Origin of the sequence: Mesorhizobium sp. M0778 (genome assembly GCF_040320105.1) — a bacterium.
In the GTDB taxonomy this organism is placed as follows: domain Bacteria; phylum Pseudomonadota; class Alphaproteobacteria; order Rhizobiales; family Rhizobiaceae; genus Mesorhizobium.
On the sequence record NZ_JAMYPA010000001.1, the window covers coordinates 389,203 to 411,171 of the forward strand.

23 protein-coding genes are annotated in these 21,969 nt (G+C 62.9%); 7 read left to right on the forward strand and 16 right to left on the reverse strand.

What is annotated here, in order from left to right:
- Positions 1-194: 194 nt before the first annotated feature.
- Both NKI22_RS01965 and NKI22_RS01970 read left to right on the forward strand, forming a co-directional pair.
- A complete protein-coding gene (locus NKI22_RS01965) occupies positions 195-944 on the forward strand; it encodes a YebC/PmpR family DNA-binding transcriptional regulator (protein WP_352480936.1) in 750 nt (249 codons plus the stop codon).
- Positions 941-1,252 carry an Rdx family protein gene (locus NKI22_RS01970; RefSeq protein WP_023719638.1) on the forward strand — a complete coding sequence of 104 codons (312 nt, stop codon included), beginning with the start codon at positions 941-943 and terminating at the stop codon, positions 1,250-1,252. The genes NKI22_RS01965 and NKI22_RS01970 overlap by 4 nt, the downstream gene beginning before the upstream one ends.
- Positions 1,253-1,272: 20 nt before the next feature.
- Here the strand turns inward: NKI22_RS01970 and NKI22_RS01975 are convergent, their stop codons facing one another.
- Both NKI22_RS01975 and NKI22_RS01980 read right to left on the reverse strand, forming a co-directional pair.
- Positions 1,273-1,752, reverse strand: a complete 480-nt coding sequence (locus NKI22_RS01975) for an anthrone oxygenase family protein (protein WP_352480934.1) — start codon at positions 1,750-1,752, stop codon at positions 1,273-1,275.
- A gap of 1 nt (position 1,753) precedes the next feature.
- Positions 1,754-2,587, reverse strand: a complete 834-nt coding sequence (locus tag NKI22_RS01980; RefSeq protein WP_352640132.1) for a Rossmann-fold NAD(P)-binding domain-containing protein — start codon at positions 2,585-2,587, stop codon at positions 1,754-1,756.
- A 112-nt stretch (positions 2,588-2,699) separates the two neighbouring features.
- Here NKI22_RS01980 and NKI22_RS01985 point away from each other — a divergent pair, with 112 nt between their 5' ends.
- Positions 2,700-3,341 carry a TetR/AcrR family transcriptional regulator gene (locus NKI22_RS01985; protein ID WP_352937335.1) on the forward strand — a complete coding sequence of 214 codons (642 nt, stop codon included), beginning with the start codon at positions 2,700-2,702 and terminating at the stop codon, positions 3,339-3,341.
- Positions 3,342-3,357: 16 nt separating this feature from the next.
- Here NKI22_RS01985 and NKI22_RS01990 read toward each other — a convergent pair whose 3' ends face one another.
- Positions 3,358-4,431: an AraC family transcriptional regulator gene (locus NKI22_RS01990; RefSeq protein ID WP_352937336.1), complete on the reverse strand. Its 1,074-nt coding sequence runs from the start codon at positions 4,429-4,431 to the stop codon at positions 3,358-3,360.
- A 160-nt stretch (positions 4,432-4,591) separates the two neighbouring features.
- On the opposite strand from NKI22_RS01990, the gene NKI22_RS01995 reads away from it, so the two are divergent.
- On the forward strand, positions 4,592-5,299 hold the full coding sequence (locus tag NKI22_RS01995) for a hypothetical protein (protein ID WP_352958169.1): 708 nt from the start codon (positions 4,592-4,594) through the stop codon (positions 5,297-5,299).
- A 70-nt stretch (positions 5,300-5,369) separates the two neighbouring features.
- Here NKI22_RS01995 and rpmE read toward each other — a convergent pair whose 3' ends face one another.
- Positions 5,370-5,591: a 50S ribosomal protein L31 gene (gene rpmE / locus NKI22_RS02000; RefSeq protein WP_006327661.1), complete on the reverse strand. Its 222-nt coding sequence runs from the start codon at positions 5,589-5,591 to the stop codon at positions 5,370-5,372.
- 204 nt (positions 5,592-5,795) lie between these two features.
- Here rpmE and NKI22_RS02005 point away from each other — a divergent pair, with 204 nt between their 5' ends.
- Complete coding sequence (locus tag NKI22_RS02005; protein ID WP_352480929.1) at positions 5,796-7,598, forward strand: ABC transporter transmembrane domain-containing protein; 1,803 nt, start codon at positions 5,796-5,798, stop codon at positions 7,596-7,598.
- Positions 7,599-7,623: 25 nt separating this feature from the next.
- Here NKI22_RS02005 and NKI22_RS02010 read toward each other — a convergent pair whose 3' ends face one another.
- Together NKI22_RS02010 and NKI22_RS02015 are read right to left on the reverse strand one after the other, a co-directional pair.
- Positions 7,624-9,606 carry a DUF3857 domain-containing protein gene (locus tag NKI22_RS02010; protein ID WP_352536420.1) on the reverse strand — a complete coding sequence of 661 codons (1,983 nt, stop codon included), beginning with the start codon at positions 9,604-9,606 and terminating at the stop codon, positions 7,624-7,626.
- Between the two features lie 251 nt (positions 9,607-9,857).
- Positions 9,858-11,342: a carboxypeptidase M32 gene (locus NKI22_RS02015; RefSeq protein WP_352884009.1), complete on the reverse strand. Its 1,485-nt coding sequence runs from the start codon at positions 11,340-11,342 to the stop codon at positions 9,858-9,860.
- Positions 11,343-11,526: 184 nt separating this feature from the next.
- On the opposite strand from NKI22_RS02015, the gene NKI22_RS02020 reads away from it, so the two are divergent.
- Positions 11,527-11,877: a DUF1304 domain-containing protein gene (locus tag NKI22_RS02020; RefSeq protein ID WP_352480926.1), complete on the forward strand. Its 351-nt coding sequence runs from the start codon at positions 11,527-11,529 to the stop codon at positions 11,875-11,877.
- A 78-nt stretch (positions 11,878-11,955) separates the two neighbouring features.
- Here NKI22_RS02020 and NKI22_RS02025 read toward each other — a convergent pair whose 3' ends face one another.
- From NKI22_RS02025 to NKI22_RS02055, 7 genes are all read right to left on the reverse strand, one after another.
- Positions 11,956-12,354 (reverse strand): hypothetical protein, encoded by a 399-nt coding sequence (locus NKI22_RS02025; RefSeq protein WP_352937340.1) that lies wholly within the window; start codon positions 12,352-12,354, stop codon positions 11,956-11,958.
- Between the two features lie 263 nt (positions 12,355-12,617).
- The gene (locus NKI22_RS02030) at positions 12,618-13,649 is read right to left on the reverse strand and encodes a peptidoglycan -binding protein (protein WP_352480924.1); all 1,032 of its coding nucleotides are present in this window, start codon (positions 13,647-13,649) and stop codon (positions 12,618-12,620) included.
- 1 nt (position 13,650) lies between these two features.
- Positions 13,651-14,676, reverse strand: coding sequence for a MotA/TolQ/ExbB proton channel family protein (locus tag NKI22_RS02035; RefSeq protein WP_352849185.1), 1,026 nt, complete (start codon positions 14,674-14,676; stop codon positions 13,651-13,653).
- 115 nt (positions 14,677-14,791) lie between these two features.
- Entirely contained in the window at positions 14,792-15,499 is a 708-nt protein-coding gene (gene trhA / locus NKI22_RS02040; protein WP_023719627.1) for a PAQR family membrane homeostasis protein TrhA, read from the reverse strand.
- 99 nt (positions 15,500-15,598) lie between these two features.
- A complete protein-coding gene (locus NKI22_RS02045; protein ID WP_023719626.1) occupies positions 15,599-16,399 on the reverse strand; it encodes an inositol monophosphatase family protein in 801 nt (266 codons plus the stop codon).
- A gap of 81 nt (positions 16,400-16,480) precedes the next feature.
- Complete coding sequence (gene efp, locus NKI22_RS02050) at positions 16,481-17,047, reverse strand: elongation factor P (protein WP_023678016.1); 567 nt, start codon at positions 17,045-17,047, stop codon at positions 16,481-16,483.
- A 138-nt stretch (positions 17,048-17,185) separates the two neighbouring features.
- Positions 17,186-18,058 (reverse strand): LysR family transcriptional regulator, encoded by an 873-nt coding sequence (locus NKI22_RS02055; protein WP_352480922.1) that lies wholly within the window; start codon positions 18,056-18,058, stop codon positions 17,186-17,188.
- A 95-nt stretch (positions 18,059-18,153) separates the two neighbouring features.
- On the opposite strand from NKI22_RS02055, the gene NKI22_RS02060 reads away from it, so the two are divergent.
- Positions 18,154-19,170, forward strand: coding sequence for a zinc-dependent alcohol dehydrogenase family protein (locus tag NKI22_RS02060; protein ID WP_352815036.1), 1,017 nt, complete (start codon positions 18,154-18,156; stop codon positions 19,168-19,170).
- A gap of 45 nt (positions 19,171-19,215) precedes the next feature.
- Here the strand turns inward: NKI22_RS02060 and NKI22_RS02065 are convergent, their stop codons facing one another.
- From NKI22_RS02065 to NKI22_RS02075, 3 genes are all read right to left on the reverse strand, one after another.
- Positions 19,216-20,247 carry a tetratricopeptide repeat protein gene (locus tag NKI22_RS02065; protein WP_352850079.1) on the reverse strand — a complete coding sequence of 344 codons (1,032 nt, stop codon included), beginning with the start codon at positions 20,245-20,247 and terminating at the stop codon, positions 19,216-19,218.
- 1 nt (position 20,248) lies between these two features.
- A complete protein-coding gene (locus NKI22_RS02070; protein ID WP_023719622.1) occupies positions 20,249-20,896 on the reverse strand; it encodes a thiamine phosphate synthase in 648 nt (215 codons plus the stop codon).
- Positions 20,897-21,072: 176 nt separating this feature from the next.
- Positions 21,073-21,957 (reverse strand): DMT family transporter, encoded by an 885-nt coding sequence (locus NKI22_RS02075; protein ID WP_352850081.1) that lies wholly within the window; start codon positions 21,955-21,957, stop codon positions 21,073-21,075.
- Positions 21,958-21,969 lie beyond the last annotated feature (12 nt).

A 21,969-nucleotide genomic window follows, 5' to 3' on the forward strand; every position in this document is an offset into this window, starting at 1 on the left:
TGCGTGTCGTCTGCCACGGCGCGGCTGGACGAATTGAGCCGATTTATCTATAAGCCGGCCATTCCGACATAGAGCGCCGTACGTCCGTCCGGACGCAGCAGGACGTTCTGAGATTTTGAATTCGAGCACTTTGCAAGGCGCCGGGTGGTTCACCAGGCCGCGGATGCTCTAGCCGAGAAGACGACAGGGGTGCCATGGCTGGCCATTCACAGTTCAAGAACATCATGCACCGCAAGGGCCGTCAGGATGCGGTGCGATCGAAGATGTTTTCCAAGCTGGCGCGCGAAATCACCGTCGCCGCCAAGAGCGGCACGCCCGATCCATCGATGAACCCTCGCCTGCGCCTTGCGGTGCAGAACGCCAAGGCGGTGTCGATGCCGAAGGACAACATCCAGCGCGCCATCAACAAGGCGTCGATGGGCGATGCCGAGACCTACGAGGCCGTGCGCTACGAGGGTTATGGGCCGGGCGGCGTCGCGCTGATCGTCGAGGCGCTGACCGATAACCGCAACCGCTCGGCGTCGAATGTGCGCGCTGCCTTCACCAAGGCCGGCGGGGCGATGGGCGAGACCGGCTCGGTGTCGTTCATGTGGGACCGCATCGGTGAGATCTACTATCCGGCATCGGCCGGCAGCGCCGAAAAGGTGATGGACGCGGCGATCGAGGCCGGCGCCGACGACGTCCAGTCGGACGAGGAAGGCCACACGATCTACTGCGCCTTCGAGAATCTCGGCGAGGTGTCGAAGGCGCTGGAAGGCGCGCTCGGCGAGGCTGAATCGGTGAAGCCGATCTGGAAGCCGCAGACCAATATCGCGGTCGACGAGGAGCGGGCACAATCGCTGATGAAGCTGGTCGCGACGCTTGAAGATGACGACGACGTGCAGAGCGTCTACGCCAATTTCGAGGTCGACGAGGAGACCTTGGCGAAGCTCAGCGCGGCATGACCCAACACGCGCTGCCTACAGTCCGCATCACCTATTGCACGCAGTGCCTGTGGCTGCTCAGGGCCGGCTGGATGGCGCAGGAGCTGCTGTCCACCTTCGGCACCGATCTCGGCGAAGTGACGCTGGTACCCGGTACCGGCGGCATCTTCACCATTTCCTGCAATGACACGCTGGTCTGGGACCGCAAACGTGACGGCGGTTTTCCCGACGCCGCAAAGCTCAAGCAACTGGTTCGCGACGTCATCGATCCGGATCGCGATCTCGGCCATGCCGATCGCAAGGGTCATAAGTCGAAGGACCCTGCCTGAGGGTCTTCTTGCCCCGGCATTCACCGCCACGCGAAGATAAAGCAGCCCAGCGCCACGATGGCGGTGATGGTGCGGACATGGTTCCACATCACCCAGTCCTTGAGATAAGTGGCCCATACCGCGGCGCCGTTGGCGCTTGCCGGATCGACGGCGGCCAGGGCGTTGTTGAGCGGCACGTTGAACATCATCGTCACGATCGGGTTGCCGACGAGATAGATCAGGGCGCCGGCGAGAAGCCAGAACGCGCCCGGCTGGCTCCAGCCGATAAGAGCGCCGGCGGCAAGCACAAGACAGACCAGCCCGGTGCCGAATAGCGCGGTCATGAATGCCGGCGTAATCACGGTGATGTTGATCGAATTCATGGCGGCGATGCCGCCTCCGGCAGGCAAGCGGGCGAGCGCCGGCATGATAAAGTTGGAGAAGGCGAAGAAAACGCCGCCGACAACGCCTGAGCCAATGGCAGCGACGAAGGTGAGGGTGGGAAGCAGTTTCATGATCATGTCAGTTCCTCCAGATGCCCGTGGCGGCGGTTTCGGTTGCGTAGGTGGAAAAGTCTTTTGGGGCGCGGCCGAGCACGCGCTGGACGCCGTCGGTCAGCGTTTCGTTGCGGCCGTCGAGCACTTCGGTGAACAGCTCGTTGAGCAGCCAGGCGAACTCGGCCGGCAACTCGTGCTCGGCGATGGCGGCGGTGAACTCGGCATGGGAAACCCGCTTGAAACGGATGTCGCGGCCTGCGGCCCTGCCGATCTCGGCGACCGCGTCGGCAAAGCTCAGCAGCCGCGGCCCGGTCAGCTCATAGAGCTCTCCGACATGTCCTTGCCGGGTTAGCACGGTAAAGGCGGCCTCCGCGATATCGTCGGCATCCACAAATGGTTCGCCCACACTGCCGACCGGCAACGCCACCTCGCCCTCCTGCAAAGATTCGACGAGGAAGCCTTCGCTGAAGTTCTGGGAAAACCAGGCGCAGCGCAGGATCGTCCAATCGGCGCCTGAAGCTTTGAGCATCTCTTCGGCGCGCTGTGCTTCCGTTTCGCCGCGCCCCGACAGCAGTACCAGCCGGCGCACACCACACTCCACGGCAAGACGAGAGAAGGCGCCGACGGTGTCGGCCGCGCCGGGCACCGCAAGATCAGGATAGTAGCTGATGTAGACGGCGCCGACACCATCAAGCGCGGGCTCCCAGGTCGTGCTATTTTCCCAGTCGAAGGGCGGCGTACCCGAGCGCGAGCCGATCTGCACCGGCAGACCCCGCGCCGTCAGCCGCTCAGCGAGGCGGCGGCCGGTCTTGCCGGTGCCGCCGAGGATCAAAGTTGGTTTCGTTACAGTAGGGTTCATGTCGATTTTCCTCAGTTTGCAAATGTGAGTAATCCTCACATTTGCCAAACGTGATAAACCCTCGTATTTTGCGAGTCAAGCCAATTTGTTGATTGTTCGCCTGGAGACAGTGATGGAAGGCTCTGCCGTATCGGATTCACAGGATGGCCAGATCGCATCGCCGCGCCGGGCGCCGAGCCAGCAGCGTAGCCGCGAGCGGGTCGAGCGCATGCTGGCCGCAGCGTCGGCGCTGATCGCCGAGCAAGGCAGCGATGCGATGCGCATGGGCGAGGTGGCCGAGAGGGCCGGCGTGTCGATCGGCTCGCTCTACCAGTTCTTCCCGGACAAGCGGGCAATCATTTGGGCGCTGGCCGAACGCTACACCGCCGAAAGCCAGGCCTGCATTGCGGCAGCACTGGCCGAGGTCAATGACGCCGACGGCCTGCGCCAGGCGTTTTCGGAGCTGGTGGATATCTACTACCGGTTATTCCTGGCCGAGCCGGTGATGCGCGACATCTGGTCGGGGACACAGGCCGACAAAGCATTGCGCGAGCTTGAGCTTGCCGACAGCCGGGCCAACGCCGAATTCCTCACGGCGGTGCTGAAGCGGTTGCGGCCGTCCGCCGATCCGGAAGCGCTGGAAACGACGGCATTTCTCATCTGGCAGATGGGCGAGGCAGCAATGCGGCTGGCGATTTCGGTCGACCGGCAAGAGGGTGACAGGCTGGTTGCGGCCTACAAGCGGATGGCTCTGCGGGAGTTGCTCGGCGCTTGACCGGCGCCGCGCGCATTCATTTTCCCTTGCCTGGCAAGGAGATGGCCGGCATCGTGCCCTTCGGCGGCCGATACTTCCGCCGCCATGCCTTCGGGCTCAGGCCGGTGATGCGCCGGAACTCACGGTTGAAGTTCGATTTGCTGAGGAAACCGGCGTCGAGCATGATGCGGGTGATCGGTTCGTCGGTCGCCGCGAGCAAGCGGCGGGCCTCATCGATCCTCCTGCCGTTGACGTATTGGGATACGCTCGATCCGTGGACGCGATTGACCGCCGATGACACTTGCCGCGCGGGGAGGCCGAGCCGCCTGGCGATGCGCCCGAGGTTGAGATCGACATCCTTGTAGAGATCTTTCGATGTCATCAGCGCGTCGACCGCCGCCGCGATCGCGGAATCTTCGCTGGTTGCCCGTGGCGTGGTTTGGGCGTGCGACACATCCTCTTCCTCTTCGTCGGAAGCAGCGGTTTCGCTGGCAACAGCGGCCGCGCTGCCGAGCAGCATCAGCGCTAGGACGTTGGCGGCGGCAATCACCGCGCCGGAATGAGTGCCACCTGTCCATTCGAGGTCGAAGCTGATGATGATGTCGGTGACCGGCGATGCAAGGATCGCCAGCGCCGTCACCAACAGCGATCGGTAGGACCGCAAGACGCCGTCGAGACGCGATTCGACAAGAACATCCGGACCGGCCAGCGCTAGCCAAAGAAGGGCGGCGCCATAGGACAGGAAAACGAGGATGATCACCGGCCCGACCGGCTCGCGCCAGAAGATCAGGAGCAGGACAACCAGGCAGGCCGGCAGCAAATGCGGCCAGAGTGATGCCAGGCGATGCGCGGACGGTTCCTTTGTCAAACCGCTGAAGGCTATCCAGGCAAGGGGTGCGATCAGTGTCGCCAGGACCGACTGGAACGGCATGATTGCCCTGACATCATAACCCCAGCGAATGCCGATCAGCACCGACTGCAAGGCATAGGCGGCGATCAGCAGCATGAAGGCGATGTTTTCACGCAGATCGGCCTCGTTTCGGCGGACCATCTGCACGAGCAGGATGACCAGCAACAGGGCAACGACGAATGGCAGGGGAATGAAGATCATGATCGCAAGCGTGGTTCCAAAGCGGGCAGCGGCCGACAATGACCCGGATTGCGTTCGCGGTCGTCCCGGATCGCGATCAAGGTCGCGGAAATCGACGTTTCAGATCATCTCGACAACGCCACGGTCCAGTCGCGACCGCCCAACATGATCGGAGACAATGATGAAATCCGCAATTCTCGTCTTGCTGCCTTTTGCCGGCGTTGCCCTGGCATCGCCGGCGACCGGTGAGGCCTCCAAGACGCTCGATCTCGTCGGGGTGAGCGCCGTCGTCATCACCGGCGAAGCCAGTTCCGTCAAGCTCACCACTTCGTCCGCGGCACCCTACCACGCGACGATCAGCGGCCGCCGTGAAGGCTGGTTTGCGAGCTGGTATTCGAGTTGGTTCGCCAGTGACTGCCGTTCCGCCAGCGACATGAAGCTGGTGGCCTCGACGCTACGCATCGATGTTGCTCCCTCCTCGTGGCTGGATCCTTCGGACTGCGTGGTCGAGATCAACGCCAACATCCAACCCGAGAGTTCCGTGTCGATCGACCAAGCGGCGCTGCAAGCCAACATAGCGGGGAATTTCTCTACTATCGCCATCGCCGGCAAGGCCGCCGATGTTTCACTCGACGGGCATGCTTCGAGCATCGATCTCAAGGGCGAGGCGCTGAAGGTCAATCTCTTCTATGGCAGCATCCGGCAGGACGAAAACATCGCGATTGCCGGCAAGGCGCTGGATGCCACGCTGTCCTTCGGCCAGCAGGTTCCGATCAGCTATTCGGTGACAGCATTGGCGTCCTTCGTCGACAGTTCGCTTCCCAACACCGCCGGCGCCAAACCCTCGATCGTCATCAAGGGCGATTTCGTTCGCGCGACGATCCGCTGAATAAAAAACCCGCCACAAGGGCGGGTTTTTTATCTGCAGGCAGCCAATGCGGCTTGAGCGTTCTTCGACCTTACAGGCCAAAACCTTCGAAGCGCTTCTTGAACTTCGACAGGCGGCCGCCGCGGTCGAGCAGGGTCTGCTGGCCGCCGGTCCAGGCCGGATGGGTCGTCGGGTCGATATCGAGGTTCATCGTATCGCCTTCCTTGCCCCAGGTCGAACGGGTCATGTATTCGGTGCCGTCGGTCATGACGACCTTGATGGTGTGGTAGTCGGGATGGATGTCGGTCTTCATGGTTCTGTTCCTGGCTTGCCGGGTGCTGCCGACGGGCTGAAGCCTGCGTCGATGCGCCCCTTTTTAAAACTCGAAGCCGCAGCTATTGAGGAGCCACGGCTTCTAAAACGGTCGGCGAGCCTATACATCAGCCGGAATTGAATCACAAGGCCGCGGCAAGCGCATATTGATGGCGCAAACCTCAAAAGGCCAAAGGACACGGTCATGGCGAACATCAGCGGCGATGCAGACGAGCGCAGGCGCTCGCTGAGGCCGCTGCAGCGCCTGTTTCCCTACATCACCCATTACCGCAAAATGGTCATCGGCGCGATCATCTCGCTGGCCGTCGCGGCGGCGACGACGCTGGCGCTGCCACTGGCCGTGCGGCGGATGATCGATCACGGCTTTTCCGCTTCCGATTCCAGCTTCATTGCCGAATATTTCGCCATGCTGGTGGTGATGGCCGCCGTGCTGGCGGCGGCGTCTGCCAGCCGCTACTATTTCGTCATCACGCTGGGCGAGCGCGTCGTTGCCGATATCCGCCGCGATGTCTTTGCCCACGTCACGACGCTGTCGCCCTCCTTCTTCGACACGGCCCAGTCGGGCGAGATCGTCTCGCGGCTCGCCGCCGACACGACACAGGTCAAATCGGCCGTGGGTGCTACCGCCTCGGTGGCTTTGCGCAACGTCATCCTCGGCCTTGGCGCCGTGGCGATGATGGTCTTCACCAGCCCAAAACTGTCCGGCCTGGTCATCGCGGCCATTCCGTTAATCGTGCTGCCGCTGGTCGCCTTCGGCCGCTCGGTGCGGCGCAAGTCACGGCTGGCGCAGGATACTCTGGCCAATGCCACCGCCTATGCCAGCGAGCAGATCGGCGCGGTCCGCACCCTGCAGGCCTTCACCAACGAGAAGCTTGTCACCGGGTATTTTTCATCCGCCGTGGAAGCAGCGTTCGAAGCGGCGCGGGCCTCGATCTTTGCCCGCTCCTTTCTCACCTTCTTCGCCATCTTCATGATCTTTTCCTCGGTGGTGGCGGTGCTGTGGTTCGGTTCGCGCGACGTGCTCGACGGCACGCTGTCGCCAGGTACGCTTGGCCAATTCCTGCTCTATTCGGTGTTCGCTGCTGGCGCGCTCGGCGCCTTGTCGGAGGTCTGGGGCGAACTGTCCCAGGCAGCAGGCGCTGCCGAACGGCTGACCGAGATCCTGGCCGAGAAACCCGCGATCCAGGCGCCCGCCGATCCGAAGCCGCTGCCGGCAAAGGCGAGAGGCGCGATCAGCTTCGACGATGTCTCCTTCTCCTATCCGGCCCGGCCCGACCGCGCTGCCGTCCATGGCCTCAGCTTTCAGGTCAAACCCGGCGAGACGGTGGCGATCGTCGGACCATCCGGCGCCGGCAAGAGCACCGTGTTTTCGCTGCTTCTGCGCTTCTACGATCCGGAAGCCGGCAGGATCGTCATCGACGGAGTCGATCTGCGCGAGGCCGATCCGGCCGCGATCCGCGCGCGCATAGCCATCGTGCCGCAGGATGTCACCATCTTTGCCGCAAGCGCGCGCGACAATATCGGCTTTGGCCGGCCGGGCGCCAGCCAGGCCGAGATCGAGGCGGCGGCGAAAGACGCGCTTGCCGACGAGTTCATCCTGAAACTCGAAAAGGGCTATGACAGCCAGGTCGGCGAGCGCGGGGTGACGCTGTCGGGCGGCCAGCGCCAGCGCGTGGCGATCGCCCGCGCCATTTTGCGCGATGCGCCGATCCTTCTGCTCGACGAGGCGACCTCGGCACTCGATGCCGAAAGCGAGACGCTGGTGCAGACGGCGCTCGACCGGCTGATGCAGGGGCGTACCACGATCGTCATCGCCCATCGGCTGGCAACCGTGCTGAAGGCCGATCGCATCCTGGTCATGGATGGCGGCCGCATCGTCGAGGAAGGCACGCATCAGAGCCTGGTCGCCAAGGGCGGCATCTATGCGCGGCTGGCCAAGCTGCAGTTCGAAACCGGGGCGAATGCCTTCAGGGGCGCGGCCGAGTAGGTCCCCCAGCGACCGCTGGGATTCTTCAGCTACCGAAAGCTCGGCGTTTGCCGCGTCGATAGGCGATGAACAGGGGAACGCCGACAAGCAACGACAACAAAAGCATGCTGGCGACGGTCTGTCGCTGCTCCTTTGCCGGATCGCTGAGCTGCACATCGGCAGGCGGCTCTTCATAGGTAAAATCGTACTGCCACCGGATTTCGTCCGCGACGTCATCGACGGTTTTCAGATAGTCGGCAATCGCCTTGGCCGGCACTTCAGTTGCCAGGCTCTGAAAGTTCCATTCGACTTGAAATTCGGTGGGCGTGTTGGACCAGGACGCCTTGAGAGATAGATAGGGCGTCACGACGTTTTTCATCGACTCGCCGGAAAACCTCGCCTTGAGGTTGCGCACCGTTATCTTGTGACGCCGGTAGAACTGGGGGCCGATGGAGACTGGCCCGGTTCGGTCGACGATTGTCGGGGTTGGAAGAGAGTTGTTGCCGAGATCGGCCGCGCGGATCGGGAAATTCTTTGCCAGATCGTTGGCCGCCAGCGCCTCTGCCGGCAAGCGATAACTTTCCTTCACGCTCACTATGTTGTCGTCGCGGCGATCCACGATTTCCGGCTTGGCGACGGTTTGGATGCCCGGATATTGCTTGTTGTAGTATTTCAGGTAGGCGTCCGACACCTCGCTCAGCGACCGGCTGGCCAAATTGCCGCGCATCCAATCGGCATCGGCGTCCTGATATGTCGAGAAGACCGTCAGCACGAGGGGATCGCCCGGTTTCCGCGGAAAATCGAAGTCCTCGGCGATCTGGATCGATGGGCTGGTAAGCACAGGACTCGGCATCTTCTCCAATCCGCCGGTGCTGGAAAGCGGCAGCGCGAAGCCGTAGTCCGACTGTGCGAGATTGGGCGCCTTGCCGCCCTGAAGATAGTCGGTAGCATCCAGCCAATATGTCTTTGTTCCGATCCTCGCCTTGACGATGGCATGGTCGAAATCGCGAAGCGCCGGCAGATGCTGGTCCAGGGCCCGCCCTTCGTCGAGATCGGCCAGGGCAACCTCGGCAGCAATGCCAAGCCGCACAAGCGAAGAAACCAGCAGCAGTGCCTTGTCCTTGCAGTCACCAAACCCGCTCAGGATGACGGTCGCGGGATCACGCGGAATGTAGGAACCGGCACCCATCGACAGGCTTACATAGCGGATCTGGTCCTGCACCAACCGCATTGCCTCGACCATCCGGTCTTCGGGCACTGGATGCCGCAGTGCGATGTCGTCGAGCTTTGCGGCAAAGGCCGAGGGAAAAACGGTCGCTGGCTTGTAATAGGGCGCAACAGCATCGACCACACTTTGCCAATTCGCGGTCGATGCGACATCGATAGAGCCCCAGCCTGGATATGTCACGGGCAGGTTGTCCTCGACATTGACCGGTTTCGGGTTTGGAATTTCCCACAGATAGGTCGTGTCCGGCCCTGTCGACGAGATCGAAGGCTTGAGTTGGGTCCCCCTTGTCTTGGTCTCGAGCGGCTGGCCCGAAGGCCAAATGATGCTCGTGCGGATAAGCGCTACCGGCTCTTCCCATTCGGTGGAGAAATTCTTGAAGAAGAGATCCTTGCCAACGAGCGGCGTTATCTCATAGGTCGATCCGTAATCAACGATGTCGCCGGCGCGCACGTCATCGATGTTGACATGTGCTGTCAGCCAGCCGTCGAAGACGCCTTTCTCGGCATCTCTTTCCCTGCGGAAGATGTCGAATTCGACGTCTTCCAGCCGGTCCAAAACGGCGCCGTCGCGGATGATGTGAAGATGGTTGAGCGTGACCTTGTGCCGGGACGGATCGAATTGCAGATCGATACTCGCGCCCCGATCCAGCCCGGGACGGTCAACGATTTTATAGACTGTGCGCGAGTACTCGACATAGCCGCCGGCGCGATGCTTGATCTGGTCGTCCGAGAGCAGCCATGAAACGCCATTCTTGATTTGATCCGATCGGGTGGGATCGGCAGCCGGAATATCAACCTGCATTACCCAGCTTTCCGCGGGGCCCTTGAGAACCATGTCGTCGGACATGGCCGGAGAACTCAGGCCGATCAACAAGATGAAAAATACCAAGCGGGGCCAGAAAGACTTCATCCTACGAAAACTGTAACAGGCAGACATCTACGCTCGCCCAACTTGGAAGAACTCCTTTTTCAGAGGCTTTCCTTCCAAAGTAAAGGCCAGTTTCGCGGATTTCTGCAGTCACCGCAGCAAGAACCAGGAACAGACGAAGCGACTCAGTTACCGTACCGCTTCTTCAGGTGATCGGTGAAATGCACGGCATTGAGCTTTTCGCCCGTGGCGCGTTCGAGCAGTTCCGGCGTCGACCAGCGCGAGCCTTGCGACCAGATCCTTTTGCGGCGCCAGTCGTTGATCGCGGCGAAATCTCCCTTGGCGAGGTCTTCGTCGGCTGAAGGATGATCTCTGGTCAGCGCCGCCCATTGCTGCGCCGCCATCATGGCGCCCAGCGTGTAGGAGGGGAAATAGCCGAAGGCGGCACCCGGCCAGTGGACGTCCTGCATCGGACCATCAGCCGGATTGTCTGATGTCGACAGGCCGAGATAATCGCGCATCTTGGCATCCCAGGCCTCGGGCAGGTCGGCTGCTTCCAGCCGCCCCGAGACAAGCTCCTGCTCCAGCTCGTAGCGCAGGATGACATGCAGCGGGTAGGTGACCTCGTCGGCATCGACGCGAATCAGACCGCGCTCGACCCGGTGCACATGCGGCAGGATGTCGTCGATCGTCCAGCTCTCACCAAGGTGTCTTTCGACCACCGGCAGTGCCCAGCGCCAGAATTCTGGATTGCGGCCGATCTGCTTTTCGACGAACAGGCTCTGGCTTTCATGCACCGCCATGCCGCGCGCTCTGCCGAGTGGCCAGTGCGCCCACGCCTTCGGCAGGTTCTGCTCGTACAGCGCATGGCCGGTCTCGTGCAGCACGCCCATCAGCGCCGACAGGAAATCCGAGGTCTTGTAGCGGGTGGTTATGCGCACGTCGCTCGGCACACCGCCGCAGAAGGGATGGTGCGAAACCGACAGCGAGCCGTGGGTGAGGTCGAAGCCGACTGCGGCCATCATGGCGAGGCCGAGCTCGCGCTGCTTGTCCAAGGGGTAGCTGCCGGAAAGCGGCTTCAGCGGATGTTTCGCCAGCCGCTCCTCCTGCACGGCAAGTGCCTCCGGTACGAAGCCTTTCAAGAAAGTCTTCAACTCAGCAAATAAAGGCGTGATGTCGGCGGTGCGATTGCCCGGGTCATATTGCTCCATCAGCGCGTCATAAGGCTCGAGCCCGAGCACCTCGGCGCGAAATGTCGCCTCCTCGCGCACCAGCGCCACGACGCCTTCGAGCGCCGGCAGGAAGCCGGCCCAGTCGTTCTTGGCGCGCAGGTCGCGCCAGAGTTGCTCGGAGCGCATGCGCACAGTCGTCTGGCGCTCGACGAACTCGACCGGCAGGCAGGTCAGGTTGGTGTATTGCCGGCGGAACTCCCTGACCGCGGCCTGCTGCTCTTCGTTCAACGCCTCCTGCTCGGCCGCCGCGATCCAATCGGCAATCTCCGGCGCAGTCGCCTGGGCGTGGTGCATGCCGGCAAGCGCCGACATTGCCTCTGCGCGCTTCTCGCCGCCGCCGACCGCCATATGGGTCGCCTCGTCGGCGCCGAGAATGGCGAGGGCATGTTCCAGCGCTTCGAGCTTGTGGCCGAGGTCGTCGAGATTTTGAAAGGACATGGTGGGTTCCGCTGATTTGACGGCGGGAAAAGATACCAATGGAAAAGTGTTGGCAACCCCTGAAAACCGTCTGCGACCGATGCATCGACTGCCGGCCGCAACGGCCGAAAGGCATCTTGCGGAAGCGGTGGCGTGCGTGATCAATGTCGTCGGCGGCGGCAGACCGCAATGGGGGAGACGAGATATGATCGCCAATGTGCTGGTCGGGCTGGTGGCCGTGATCCACCTCTGCATCGTCTATCTGGAGACGGTGCTGTGGGACACGCCGCGCGGCCACATGGTATTCAAGCTGACGCCGGAATTCGCCAGTGCCTCGAAAGTGCTTGCGGCCAATCAGGGACTTTACAACGGTTTTCTCGCAGCTGGGCTGATCTGGGGGCTTTACCTCGGCGAAGCCGGTTTCCAGTTCAAAGTCTTCTTCCTGCTCTGCGTCGCCGTCGCCGGTCTCTACGGCGCGGCGACGGTGGGCCGTAAAATCCTGTTCATCCAGACAGTGCCGGCAATGCTGGCGCTGATTGCGCTGGCGTTGGGCTAGCGCATGATCCCTGAACCGAAACTGGAAAAGGATCATACGCAAAATCAATTGCCACAGCGCCGGGCGCTGCGGCCGATCTCAGCCGCCTGGATAGTTTGGGCCGTAGCCGTTAGGATAGTATCCGCCATCGCCGCCGTTACCGATGAGGAAGGCACTGCCGGTATCAGCGCGTAGCTTTTGGCTGACATCGTCGAGCTGCGCCAGCAACTGCTGATATTGCGTGCTCGGCATCGTTCCATCGCGCGCGGCCCTCTGGGCGGCCCGATCGAGTTGAGCGACCTGCGTGCGCAAGTCACGCGCCTCGCCCGGCTCGAGCTTGTTCGCCCGGATGGCGCCCTGGATACCCGTCTCCACGCTCTGGATCTGATTGATCAAGGCCGTCTCACGCGGGCCGGCGTAAGCGCCAGCAAACGGAACGGCGAGGAGAAGTGTGGCGAGCGTAGCAGTCCTGAGGTTCCTGGGAGCGAAGAAGCGCATGGTTGCGTCTCCTTAACTGGGGAAGGCGATGGTTGGGTTTTCCTGCCTTCCGGCCGCGGGCCGTCAGGTTCCGTCGCGTCGCGATGAGCGGTTCCACCGCCGGCGGTTCTCGGCCCATGACCAAGGCTAAAAGGCGGTGGCGGCAAAGTGTAATTAAAAAAGGGTAATTTCTTCAGCTCTTGCCGCTGCCGCATCAGTGCCCTAGATGCCGCCGACTTGAGCCGGCTCGATCCGGTGCATGTAACGAACCGAAGGTTTGCAGATCACCGCTCGGTCAGCTTCAGCTCGATGCGGCGGTTCTTGTTGCGCGCCTCTTCGGTATCGGCGGGGTCGAGCGGCTGGAATTCGCCGAAGCCGGCCGCGACCAGCCGGTTGGCCGGCACGCCGTTCTCGATCAGGAACTTGACCACCGATGTCGAGCGCGCCGTCGACAATTCCCAATTGTCGCGGTAGCGGCCGGTGCCGGAGAGCGGCTTGTTGTCGGTGTGGCCGTCGACGCGCAGCACCCAGTTGATCTCCGGCGGGATCTCCTTCTGCAATTCGATGATGGCATCGGCGAGCTTCTTCATTTCGACCTTGCCGGCATCGTTGATCACTTCGGAGCCGGTCGGGAAAAGCACTTCCGACTGGAAGACGAAGCGGTCGCCGACGATGCGGATGTTCTCGCGGTCGGCGAGAATTTCACGTAAGCGGCCGAAGAAATCGGAGCGGTAGCGGTTCAGTTCCTGCACGCGTTGCGCCAGCGCGACGTTGAGGCGGCGGCCGAGATCGGCAATCTTGGTGTTGGACTCGCGATCGCGCGTTTCGGACACGTTGAGCGCTTCTTCGAGCGCTCCGATTTGCCTGCGTAGCGCCGCGATCTGCTGGTTGAGGATTTCAACCTGGCTCAGTGCCTGTTGACTGATCTGGCGCTGGCTGTCGAGCTCGCCGGAAAGTGCCGTTGCGCGCTGGTTGGCGGCGTCGCCGGCGCCAGCGCCTTGCGCCAGCAATTGTTCGAGCCGGCTCTTTTCCGCCTCCGATGCAGACAGCGAGGCCTGCAAATTGGCAAGGGTGTCCTCCTTGTCCTGCGTCGTCGAGCGCTCCAGCGCCAGGAGCTGGGTCAACTCATTGATCTGGGAGTTGAGGCGGTTGAGCACCGTGTCCTTGCCGGAGATCTCGCGGCCGAGCAGGAACTGCGCCAGCACGAAAACCGTGAGCAGGAACATGATCGCCAACAGCAGCGTCGACAGCGCATCGACGAAGCCCGGCCAGTAATCGATGCGGCGGTCGGAGCGCCGGCCTCGTGCCAACGCCACGTCAATGCACTCCAGGTTTCTTCAAGGCGTCGGCGATCTTCTCCAGGGTGTTGCGCATCGCCTTCTGCTCGTCGGACTGGGCCTCGACCCAGTCGCGCATGATCTGCTGTTCCGAGCGCATGTTCTTGACCAGGCCAGAAATGCCGTCGGCGAGATTGGCCATGGCGGTGGCGACGCGCGGATTGGCGCCGCCGCCATTCTCCTGCAGGGTGCGCAGCTTTTCCGACAACAGACGGATTTCATCGGAGGGTTCGCTCTTGGCCGCGTCGGCAACGACGATGTCGGAGGACAGGTCGGTGACCGAGGACAGCCAGTTCTCGAGCTCGGTATAGAAGCGCGTCTGGGCGCGGCCGGCCTGCAGGTCGAGGAAGCCGAGCACCAGCGAGCCGGACAGGCCGAACAGAGACGACGAGAAAGCGGTGCCCATGCCGGCCAAAGGGGCGGAAAGCCCCTGCTTCAGGGATTCGAGCACGGCCGCTGCGTCGCCGGTGCCGGGATCGAGCGACTCGATGGTTTCGCGGATCGAGCCGATCGTGTTGAGCAGGCCCCAGAAGGTGCCGAGCAGGCCGAGGAACACCAGCAGCCCGACAAGGTAGCGCGAGGTGTCGCGGCTTTCGTCGAGGCGGGTGGCGATCGAATCCAGCATGGTGCGCATCGAACTGGTCGAGAAGGCAATCGTCGAGGAGCGGCCGATCATCGCCTTCATCGGCGCCAGCAGCACGGGTTCGGTGGTTTCGGAACCGGCGCGGAACGAATTGACCCAGCGCACCTCGCGGAACAACCGGCCGACCTGGACGAAGGCCAGCAGGATGCCGACCGCCAGCACGCCGATGATCAGGCCGTTGAGGCCGGGATTGGTGACGAAGGCGGTCGAGATCTGGCGGGTCAGGATGGCGGCGATAAAGGCCACGATGAACAGAAAGATCACCATGGTCAGCAGAAAGACCTGCGGGCTCGACAATTTGTGCGGGTCGTAGATCAGAACGTCGGAGCGCCTGCCCATGCCGAAGGATCTGAGTAAAGTCATCCGTGCCCCGTTTCCGATGCCATCGCCGCCGATCACATTGTGTTTGCGACTCTAAACGGAATTGTGACGAAATTGAATGGCGCTTGGCAATATTGCCACTGTCCGCGACCGGAGGTCAAAGCCGGTTGATGACCAGGCAGTCGACCATGGCGGCCAGATGCAGGCCGGCGCCGGTGACGACAAAGCCGTGCCACAGCGCATTGTGGAAGCGCAGGCCTTTCCAGGCGAAGAAGATCACGCCACAGGAATAGACGATGCCGCCGGCAACGATGAGGGCGATCGATGTCGCCGGCAGCGTCCGTAGGAGCGGCTCCACCAGAACGATGCCGCTCCAGCCGATGGCGAGATAGAACACGATTGCCAGCCGGTCGAAACGGCCGGGGAGAAAGACCTTGATGGCGATGCCGACCGTCGCGGCGATCCAGACCAGGACGATCATCGAAACAGCCAGCGGCGAGCCGCCGAGCTGGGCAAGGAACGGCGTGTAGGTCGCAGCGATCAGCAGGTAGATCGCCGCATGGTCGAAGCGCCGCAATATCCATTTCGCCGGCGACGATACCGGCCACAGATTATAGGCCAGCGAAACCGACAGCACGGTGAGCAGCGAGACCACATAGAAGGCGGCGGCGACATATTCGCCGGGGCCGGTTCGATAGGCGGCCAGTGCCAGCAACGTCGAGCCGGCAGCGATCGCCAGCACGATGCCCACGGCGTGGACGATACCGTCGGCGATGATCTCGGCGCGCGAGTAATGCCAGCGCCCCATGAAGGGGATGTCGAGCTGGGATAATTCGCTCTGGGATGTGGGCCGGCTGTTCGTCATCGATGATCCTGCGTCGCCTTATCTGGGCGGCCGCGGGACAGTATTTCAAGCTTTGGTTGCGGTTTTGCGACTGCGGCGCTTCAGCGCGGCGCGACTACATCAGCGCGCTGGGAGCGGCTTCTTCACCGTCTTCAACAGCGCGCGTTGCATGAGTTCGTTGCCGGCAACGACCGAACCGGCGGTCAGCATGTCCTGGCCGCCGGCAAAATCGGAGACGAAGCCGCCCGCCTCGCGGATCAGCAACATGCCGGCGGCAATATCCCAGGCCGACAGGCCGATTTCCCAAAAACCGTCCATGCGGCCGGCGGCGACGTAGGCGAGATCGAGCGAGGCGGAGCCGAGGCTGCGCACGCCCGAGACCTCGGCCATGACATTGCGCAACTCGACAAGGAAATTGCCGTGCTGGCCACGCCCGAGATGCGGCACGCCGCAGCCGATCACCGCATCGACCAGCTTGGTGCGGCCGGCGACGCGCAACCGTCGATCGTTCATGAAGGCGCCGCCGCCACGCTCGGCGGTGTAGAGCTCGTCCATCGCCGGATTGTAGATGACGCCGGCGACGATCTGGCCTTGGCGCTCCAGCGCGATCGAGATCGCGAACAGCGGGATGCCGTGCAGGAAATTGGTGGTGCCGTCGAGCGGATCGACGATCCAGCGGTGCTGGCCGTCGTCGCCCTCGATCACGCCGCGTTCCTCCATCAGGAAGGCGTAGCCGGGCCGCGCCTTGGACAGTTCGGCAAAGACGATGTCTTCGGCCTTGCGGTCGGCCTGGCTGACATAGTCGCCCGGCCCCTTCATCGAGACCTGCAGGTTCTGCACTTCGCCGAAGTCGCGCGACAGCGAGCGGCCGGCCTTCATTGCGGCCTGGACCATGACATTGAGGATCGCGGAACGCGCCATTGCTCTTCTTCCTGTCGCTGCGCCTATCTGCTTTGACGCGTGATCCTATCCAAAAAGTCTGCCACTTTTCGGGATCACGCCTTAGTCGGCGCGGCGTACGTAAGTGATTTCGTTGGTATCGACGATGATACGCTCGCCCGAGCCGATGAACGGCGGCACCAGCACACGGATGCCGTTTTCGAGTATCGCCGGCTTGTAGGACGAGGCTGCCGTCTGGCCCCTCACCACCGGGTCGGCCTCGGTGATGGTCAGCGTCACCTGGTCGGGCAGCGAAATGCCGATCGGCCTTTCGTCATAGAGCTGGACCGTCACCATCATGCCGTCCTGCAGGAAGGCGGCGCGATCGCCGACGAACTCCTTTTGCAATTCGAGCTGCTCGTAGCTTTCGGTGTCCATGAACACCAGCGCGTCGCCCTGCTCGTAGAGGAAGGAAAAATCCTTCAGATCGAGCCGGATCTGCTCGACCGTCTCGGCCGAACGGAAGCGCTCGTTGAGCTTGGTGCCGTTGATCAGGTTCTTGAGTTCGACCTGGTTGTAGGCGCCGCCCTTGCCGGGCTTGACGGTGTTGGTCCTGACCGCCACCCAAAGGCCGCCATCATGCTCGATGACGTTGCCGGGACGGATTTCGTTGCCATTGATCTTGGCCATGGTGAGGTGATCCGGAAATGAGATGATCGCCGCAAAGGGCAATTTGGCGCCTCCAAGACCACAAATCGCTAGCAGAGGCAAGGAGCGCCTTCCGATGAAGCGGGAACGAAGCTCGCCCGGCAGCGCGGCGCGGCAGCCTCAGTCCGTCCTGACGATGGCGGTTACGGCCGCGCTCATGGCGTCGGCTACCTCTGTTAAAAGATGCAGGTGCGGCGAACGCAAGACGACAATTCGCAGCGACAGCTCGAGGCCGGGAGCGTCGACCAGGGCAATGCCCTCCGGCAGCTTTTCCTGCAGCAGCCGCTTGGGCAGCAGGCCAAGGCCTTGGCCTCGACGAACCCAGTCGATCTGCAGCGCGCTGTCCTGAATCTCGGCGCCGACCATCAACCTGTGGCCGCCCTCGGCAAGGGCAGCCGCCAGCCGCCGGCGCGCGTCGCAAGGTTCAGGACTGAGAACCCAGGGCATGGTCTTGACGTCGGCTTGCCGGCCGGTGTTTTCGGCGGCGATGATGGCGAGGGGCTCGGTTCCGACAACGCCGTCGCCAGTTTTGGAATTGCCGCCGTCCAGGATGAAGGCGAGGTCGAGCTGTCCGCGCTTGTGCTGGTCGGCCAGCTCAAGGCTCCAACCGCTCTTCAGACGCAGCGAAACCTTCGGAAACCGCGCCACGGCATCAGCAATGGCGGCGGCCACGGCTTTGTCGCAAAGTCCATGGGCGAGGCCGAGCCGCAGCAGACCCTCCGGCTCGTTGCCCCTGGCGAATGATCGCAGCGCGTCGACGGCGGCGAGAATGTCCTTGCCGCGTGCCAGCACCTCTACGCCGGCCGGGGTCAGTCGCGACGGCTTTAGCCGGCGGTCGAGCAATTCCGTGCCGAGCATCTCCTCCAGCCGCTGGATCTGGCGGGTGACGGCCGGCTGCGTCAACGGCAGGCGTCGAGCCACCTTCTGAATCGAACCCTCCTCGGCAAAGAGGGCCAGTGTTTTCAGTTCTTCGAGCACAAGACACCTGAACATGTCAGAGAGGCATAATTATGCTGAACATTATGAATTTGAAATCCGATGGATGGCAAGCGATTTTCCTCCGGCAGGACCAGCAGAGAAGGAACACGATGAAAGCGATCGAATTGCAGAGCCCGGGCGGCCTCGAGAATCTCAGAATGGTCGAGCGGCCGATGCCTGAACCAGGGCGCCAAGAGATGATTGTGAAGGTGAAGGCGACGGCGCTGAACTACCGCGATGCCGAGATCGTCCGCGGCAGCTATCACACGAAGTTTGCATTGCCGCTGGTGCCGCTGTCGGACGGCGTCGGCGAAGTCGTAGCCGTCGGCGCCGAGGTCAGCAGGTTCCAGATCGGCGACCGGGTCTGCGGCACGTTCTGGCAGCGCTGGGTCGGCGGCAGTTTCGCGATGGCCGAGCCCTCCTATCAACGTGGCGGCCCGATCGACGGGCTGCTCAGCGAATTTGCTCGGCTCGATGAACAGGCGGCGGTGCTGGCGCCGGCCAATCTGAGCGACTTCGAGGCGGCGACGCTGCCCTGCGCCGGCGTGACGGCATGGCACGCGCTGTTTACAGAGGGCAGCGTCAAGCCCGGCGACACCGTACTTTGTCTCGGCACCGGCGGCGTTTCCTTGTTTGCGATGCAATTCGCCGCCGCTGCCGGGGCGCGCGTCATCGTGACGTCGAGCAGCGACGAGAAACTTGCACGGGCAAAGCAACTGGGCGCGCATGATGCCGTGAACTATCGCAGCGTCCCCGACTGGGCATCGGCCGTGTTGGGATTGACGGATGGGCGCGGCGCCGACCATATCATCGAGGTTGGCGGACCGCAGAGTTTTACACAATCGCTGAGGGCAGCGGCGCGCGGCGCCCAGATCAACGTCATCGGCTATCTCGGCGGCAGTGACGGCGCCATCAACCCGCTCGACATCTTCCGCCGGCAGGTCAGGGCGCGAGGCATACCGGTGGGCTCACGCGAATCCTTCGAGGCGATGAACCGCGCCATTGTCGTCAACCGATTGAGACCGGTGATCGACCGGGTCGTACCGTGGACCCAGGCCGCCGAAGCCTTTCGGTACCTTGAACACGGCTCGCCCTTCGGCAAGGTCGTGCTCGATCATACGCAATGAGCCTCGCGCTTGCGAGTCCGGGTGCAATGAGTCGCGAGATCACAGTCAGGGCAGGCGATTGGCCCGTTGCAGCGCCTGCTGCGTCTGCTCGTCGGTCAGGCCCTGCAGGAAATCGTCCATCTCTTGGTCGATGAGCCCAGCGCGGCGGGCGACAACATACCAGGCGCCGGCGAGGATCAGATCCGGATCGGTGCCGATGCCGTTCATGTAGAGCTTGGCGAGACGGTTCTGGGCGGCGACGTTGCCGCCTTCTGCGGCCTGCTTCATCCAGTTAAAGCCCGATTTCAGGTCGCGGGCGCCGCCGCGCCCCTCGATCATCCAGGTGGCGAGATCGATCTGCGCCGTGTCGTAGTTCTGCCGCGCAGCCTGTGCCAGCAGGCCGCGGGCGCGGACATCGTCGCGCGGCTTGCCGCCGGCGCCATTGGCGTAGACCTGTGCCATCGCATATTGTGCGTCGGCAAGCCCGGTCGCGGCGGCGCGCTCGTAATAGGATACGGCTTTGGCAATACCGGCATCGCCGGGCTCCTGTTCGACCATCATCTGGGCAAAATTAAACTGCGCCAGGCGGTTGCCGGCTTCGGCGGCGGCCTGCATCAGCGCATAGGCCTCCTTCTCGTCCTTTTTGACGTAGCGGCCATCGAGCAGCATCAGCGCATACTGGAATTGCGATTCCGGGATGCCCTGCTCGGCGGCAAGCGCATACCACTTCGCCGCCCCTGCCGCGTCGACCGGCACGCCGAGGCCGCGCGACAATATCTCGGCCACCAGCGTCTGTGCCGCCGGATCGCCGTTTTGAGCACGGGAAATCGCAAGGTTGTAGGCCGTCTTGTAGAGGCCGCGCTGAAAGGCGCCGTAGGCGGCGTCGGACGGTTTTGCGCCGAAGCGGTCGGGGTTGATGGTATCGGCCGACGGCAAAGGGGCCGTGGTGGCGGGCTGCGGCAATGGTGGGAGAAACGGCTTGTCGGCAGGCTCGCCGGAATCCGGCCTCGGCTGCGGCAGCGGAACGGGTTCCGCCGCTATCGCCTGGGTTACGGCCGTTGCGAGAAAAGCGCTGAAAAGGATCGTCCGAGAGAGCACGTCAGTCCTCGAAGCGCGGTGCGGTTTCGTCGAGCAGCGCGTTGGCGGTGGCAACCGCCGTCTTCGGATCGACGTCGCCGGCGAAAACCGCGCTGGAAAGCGCCACGAATTCGGCACCGGTGGCGGCGACAGCTTCCACCGAGGCAAGATCGGATCCGGCCATGACGATACAAGGGATCTGGATCACGTCCGCCCACCATTGCCCGAGCGACAGGTTGCGGGGATGCGGCTCCGGCTTGTTGTCGTAGCCGAAGCGACCGAAGAAAATATAATCGGGCCTGACCTCGCCAAGTTCCAGCGCGTCGTCGCGGGTCTTGGCGCCGCCGGTGCCGACCATCATCCTGGCCTGGAAGTGTTCGATCGTTTCGGCGAGCTCGTCCTTGCCGACCTCGACATGGATGCCGTCGGCCTGGACGCGGCCGGCGATGCGGGTGTCGCCAGCAATGATGACGGCAATGCCGGCCGCTTGCGCCACCGGCACGATCTGCTCGGCAAAGGCCTGGAAGGCGGCCTCGTCCATGCCGTTTTCCGGCAGGATCAGCGAGGCGACGTCACCGCCGTCGAAGGCTGCGGCGATGCGCTCGGCCGGCACGTTCGGCGGCGCGATCAACACGATACGGCAGCGGTTGGGGGGCGTTGCGTCATTCATTGGTGTTCGGTCCCGGTTATCGCCTATGCCGGGCGAAGATGGTTGCATTGCGGCATAGAGCAAAGTGCGGGGATTGAACAGGCGGCAGGGGGATCACGATTGCCGGCTAGATCTATCGGGGCTCGGCGCATGACTACCGTTGGCCGAAATTCTCCTCGCCTGGTCGCTTGCGGGCTCTACGCAGGCACTTTCGATTTCCAAAGCGACCAGCCGAGGTTCATGCCGGCGGCGGCGACCAGGATGGCGGCGGCGCCGGCGATCTGCGCCGGATGCAGCCGGTGGCCGAAGGCGACGACGTCGACGAGGATGGCGACGACTGGATAGATGAAGGACAGCGACCCCTGCAGATGCGTCGGCAGTTTCTGGATGGCGCCGTACATGAGGATGTACATCAGGCCGGTATGGACGATGCCGAGCGTCGCCAGCATGACCCAGCTCCGCGCATCGGCGGGAAGGTGGGTGAGATTGGCGAAAGGTGCCAGCATGAGAACGCCGACGCAGACCTGGATCAGGGCGATCAGGTGCGGCGGCGTGCCTTTGAGCTTCTTGGTGACGATAGCCGCAACGGCCCAGAAGAAAGCCGCGGCCAGCGCCATCGCAATGCCGGTAAAGTAATCCGTACCATGATCGCCTGCATCGGGCGCGGCCTGCACGATCAGCAGCATGCCGGCGAAGGCGATGCCGAGCCAGGTCAGCTTGGTCACCGTCAGCCGTTCGGAGAAGAAGAGCGCGCCAAAACCGACCAGCATGAAGGGTTGCGTATTGTAGACAGCCGTGGCGATCGAGATCGACGCGCGGGAAAACGCGCTGAACAGCAGCAGCCAGTTGATAACGATGGCAGCACCGCCGAGAGCCGCGATCGCGACAATGCGAAGCGACAGCCTGCCGCGCAGCAGTCCCAGCGCCGTGCAGATAACCAGCAGCGTTACCGCACCGAAGGCGCAGCGCCAGAACACCACGTCCATGATGGGTTGGCCGGACAGGACGACGAACCAGCCGATCGAGCCGAGGATCGCCATCGCCGCAGTCATTTCGATCGTGCCGCGTACCGTGTTGTCCATGGATGCTCCCGA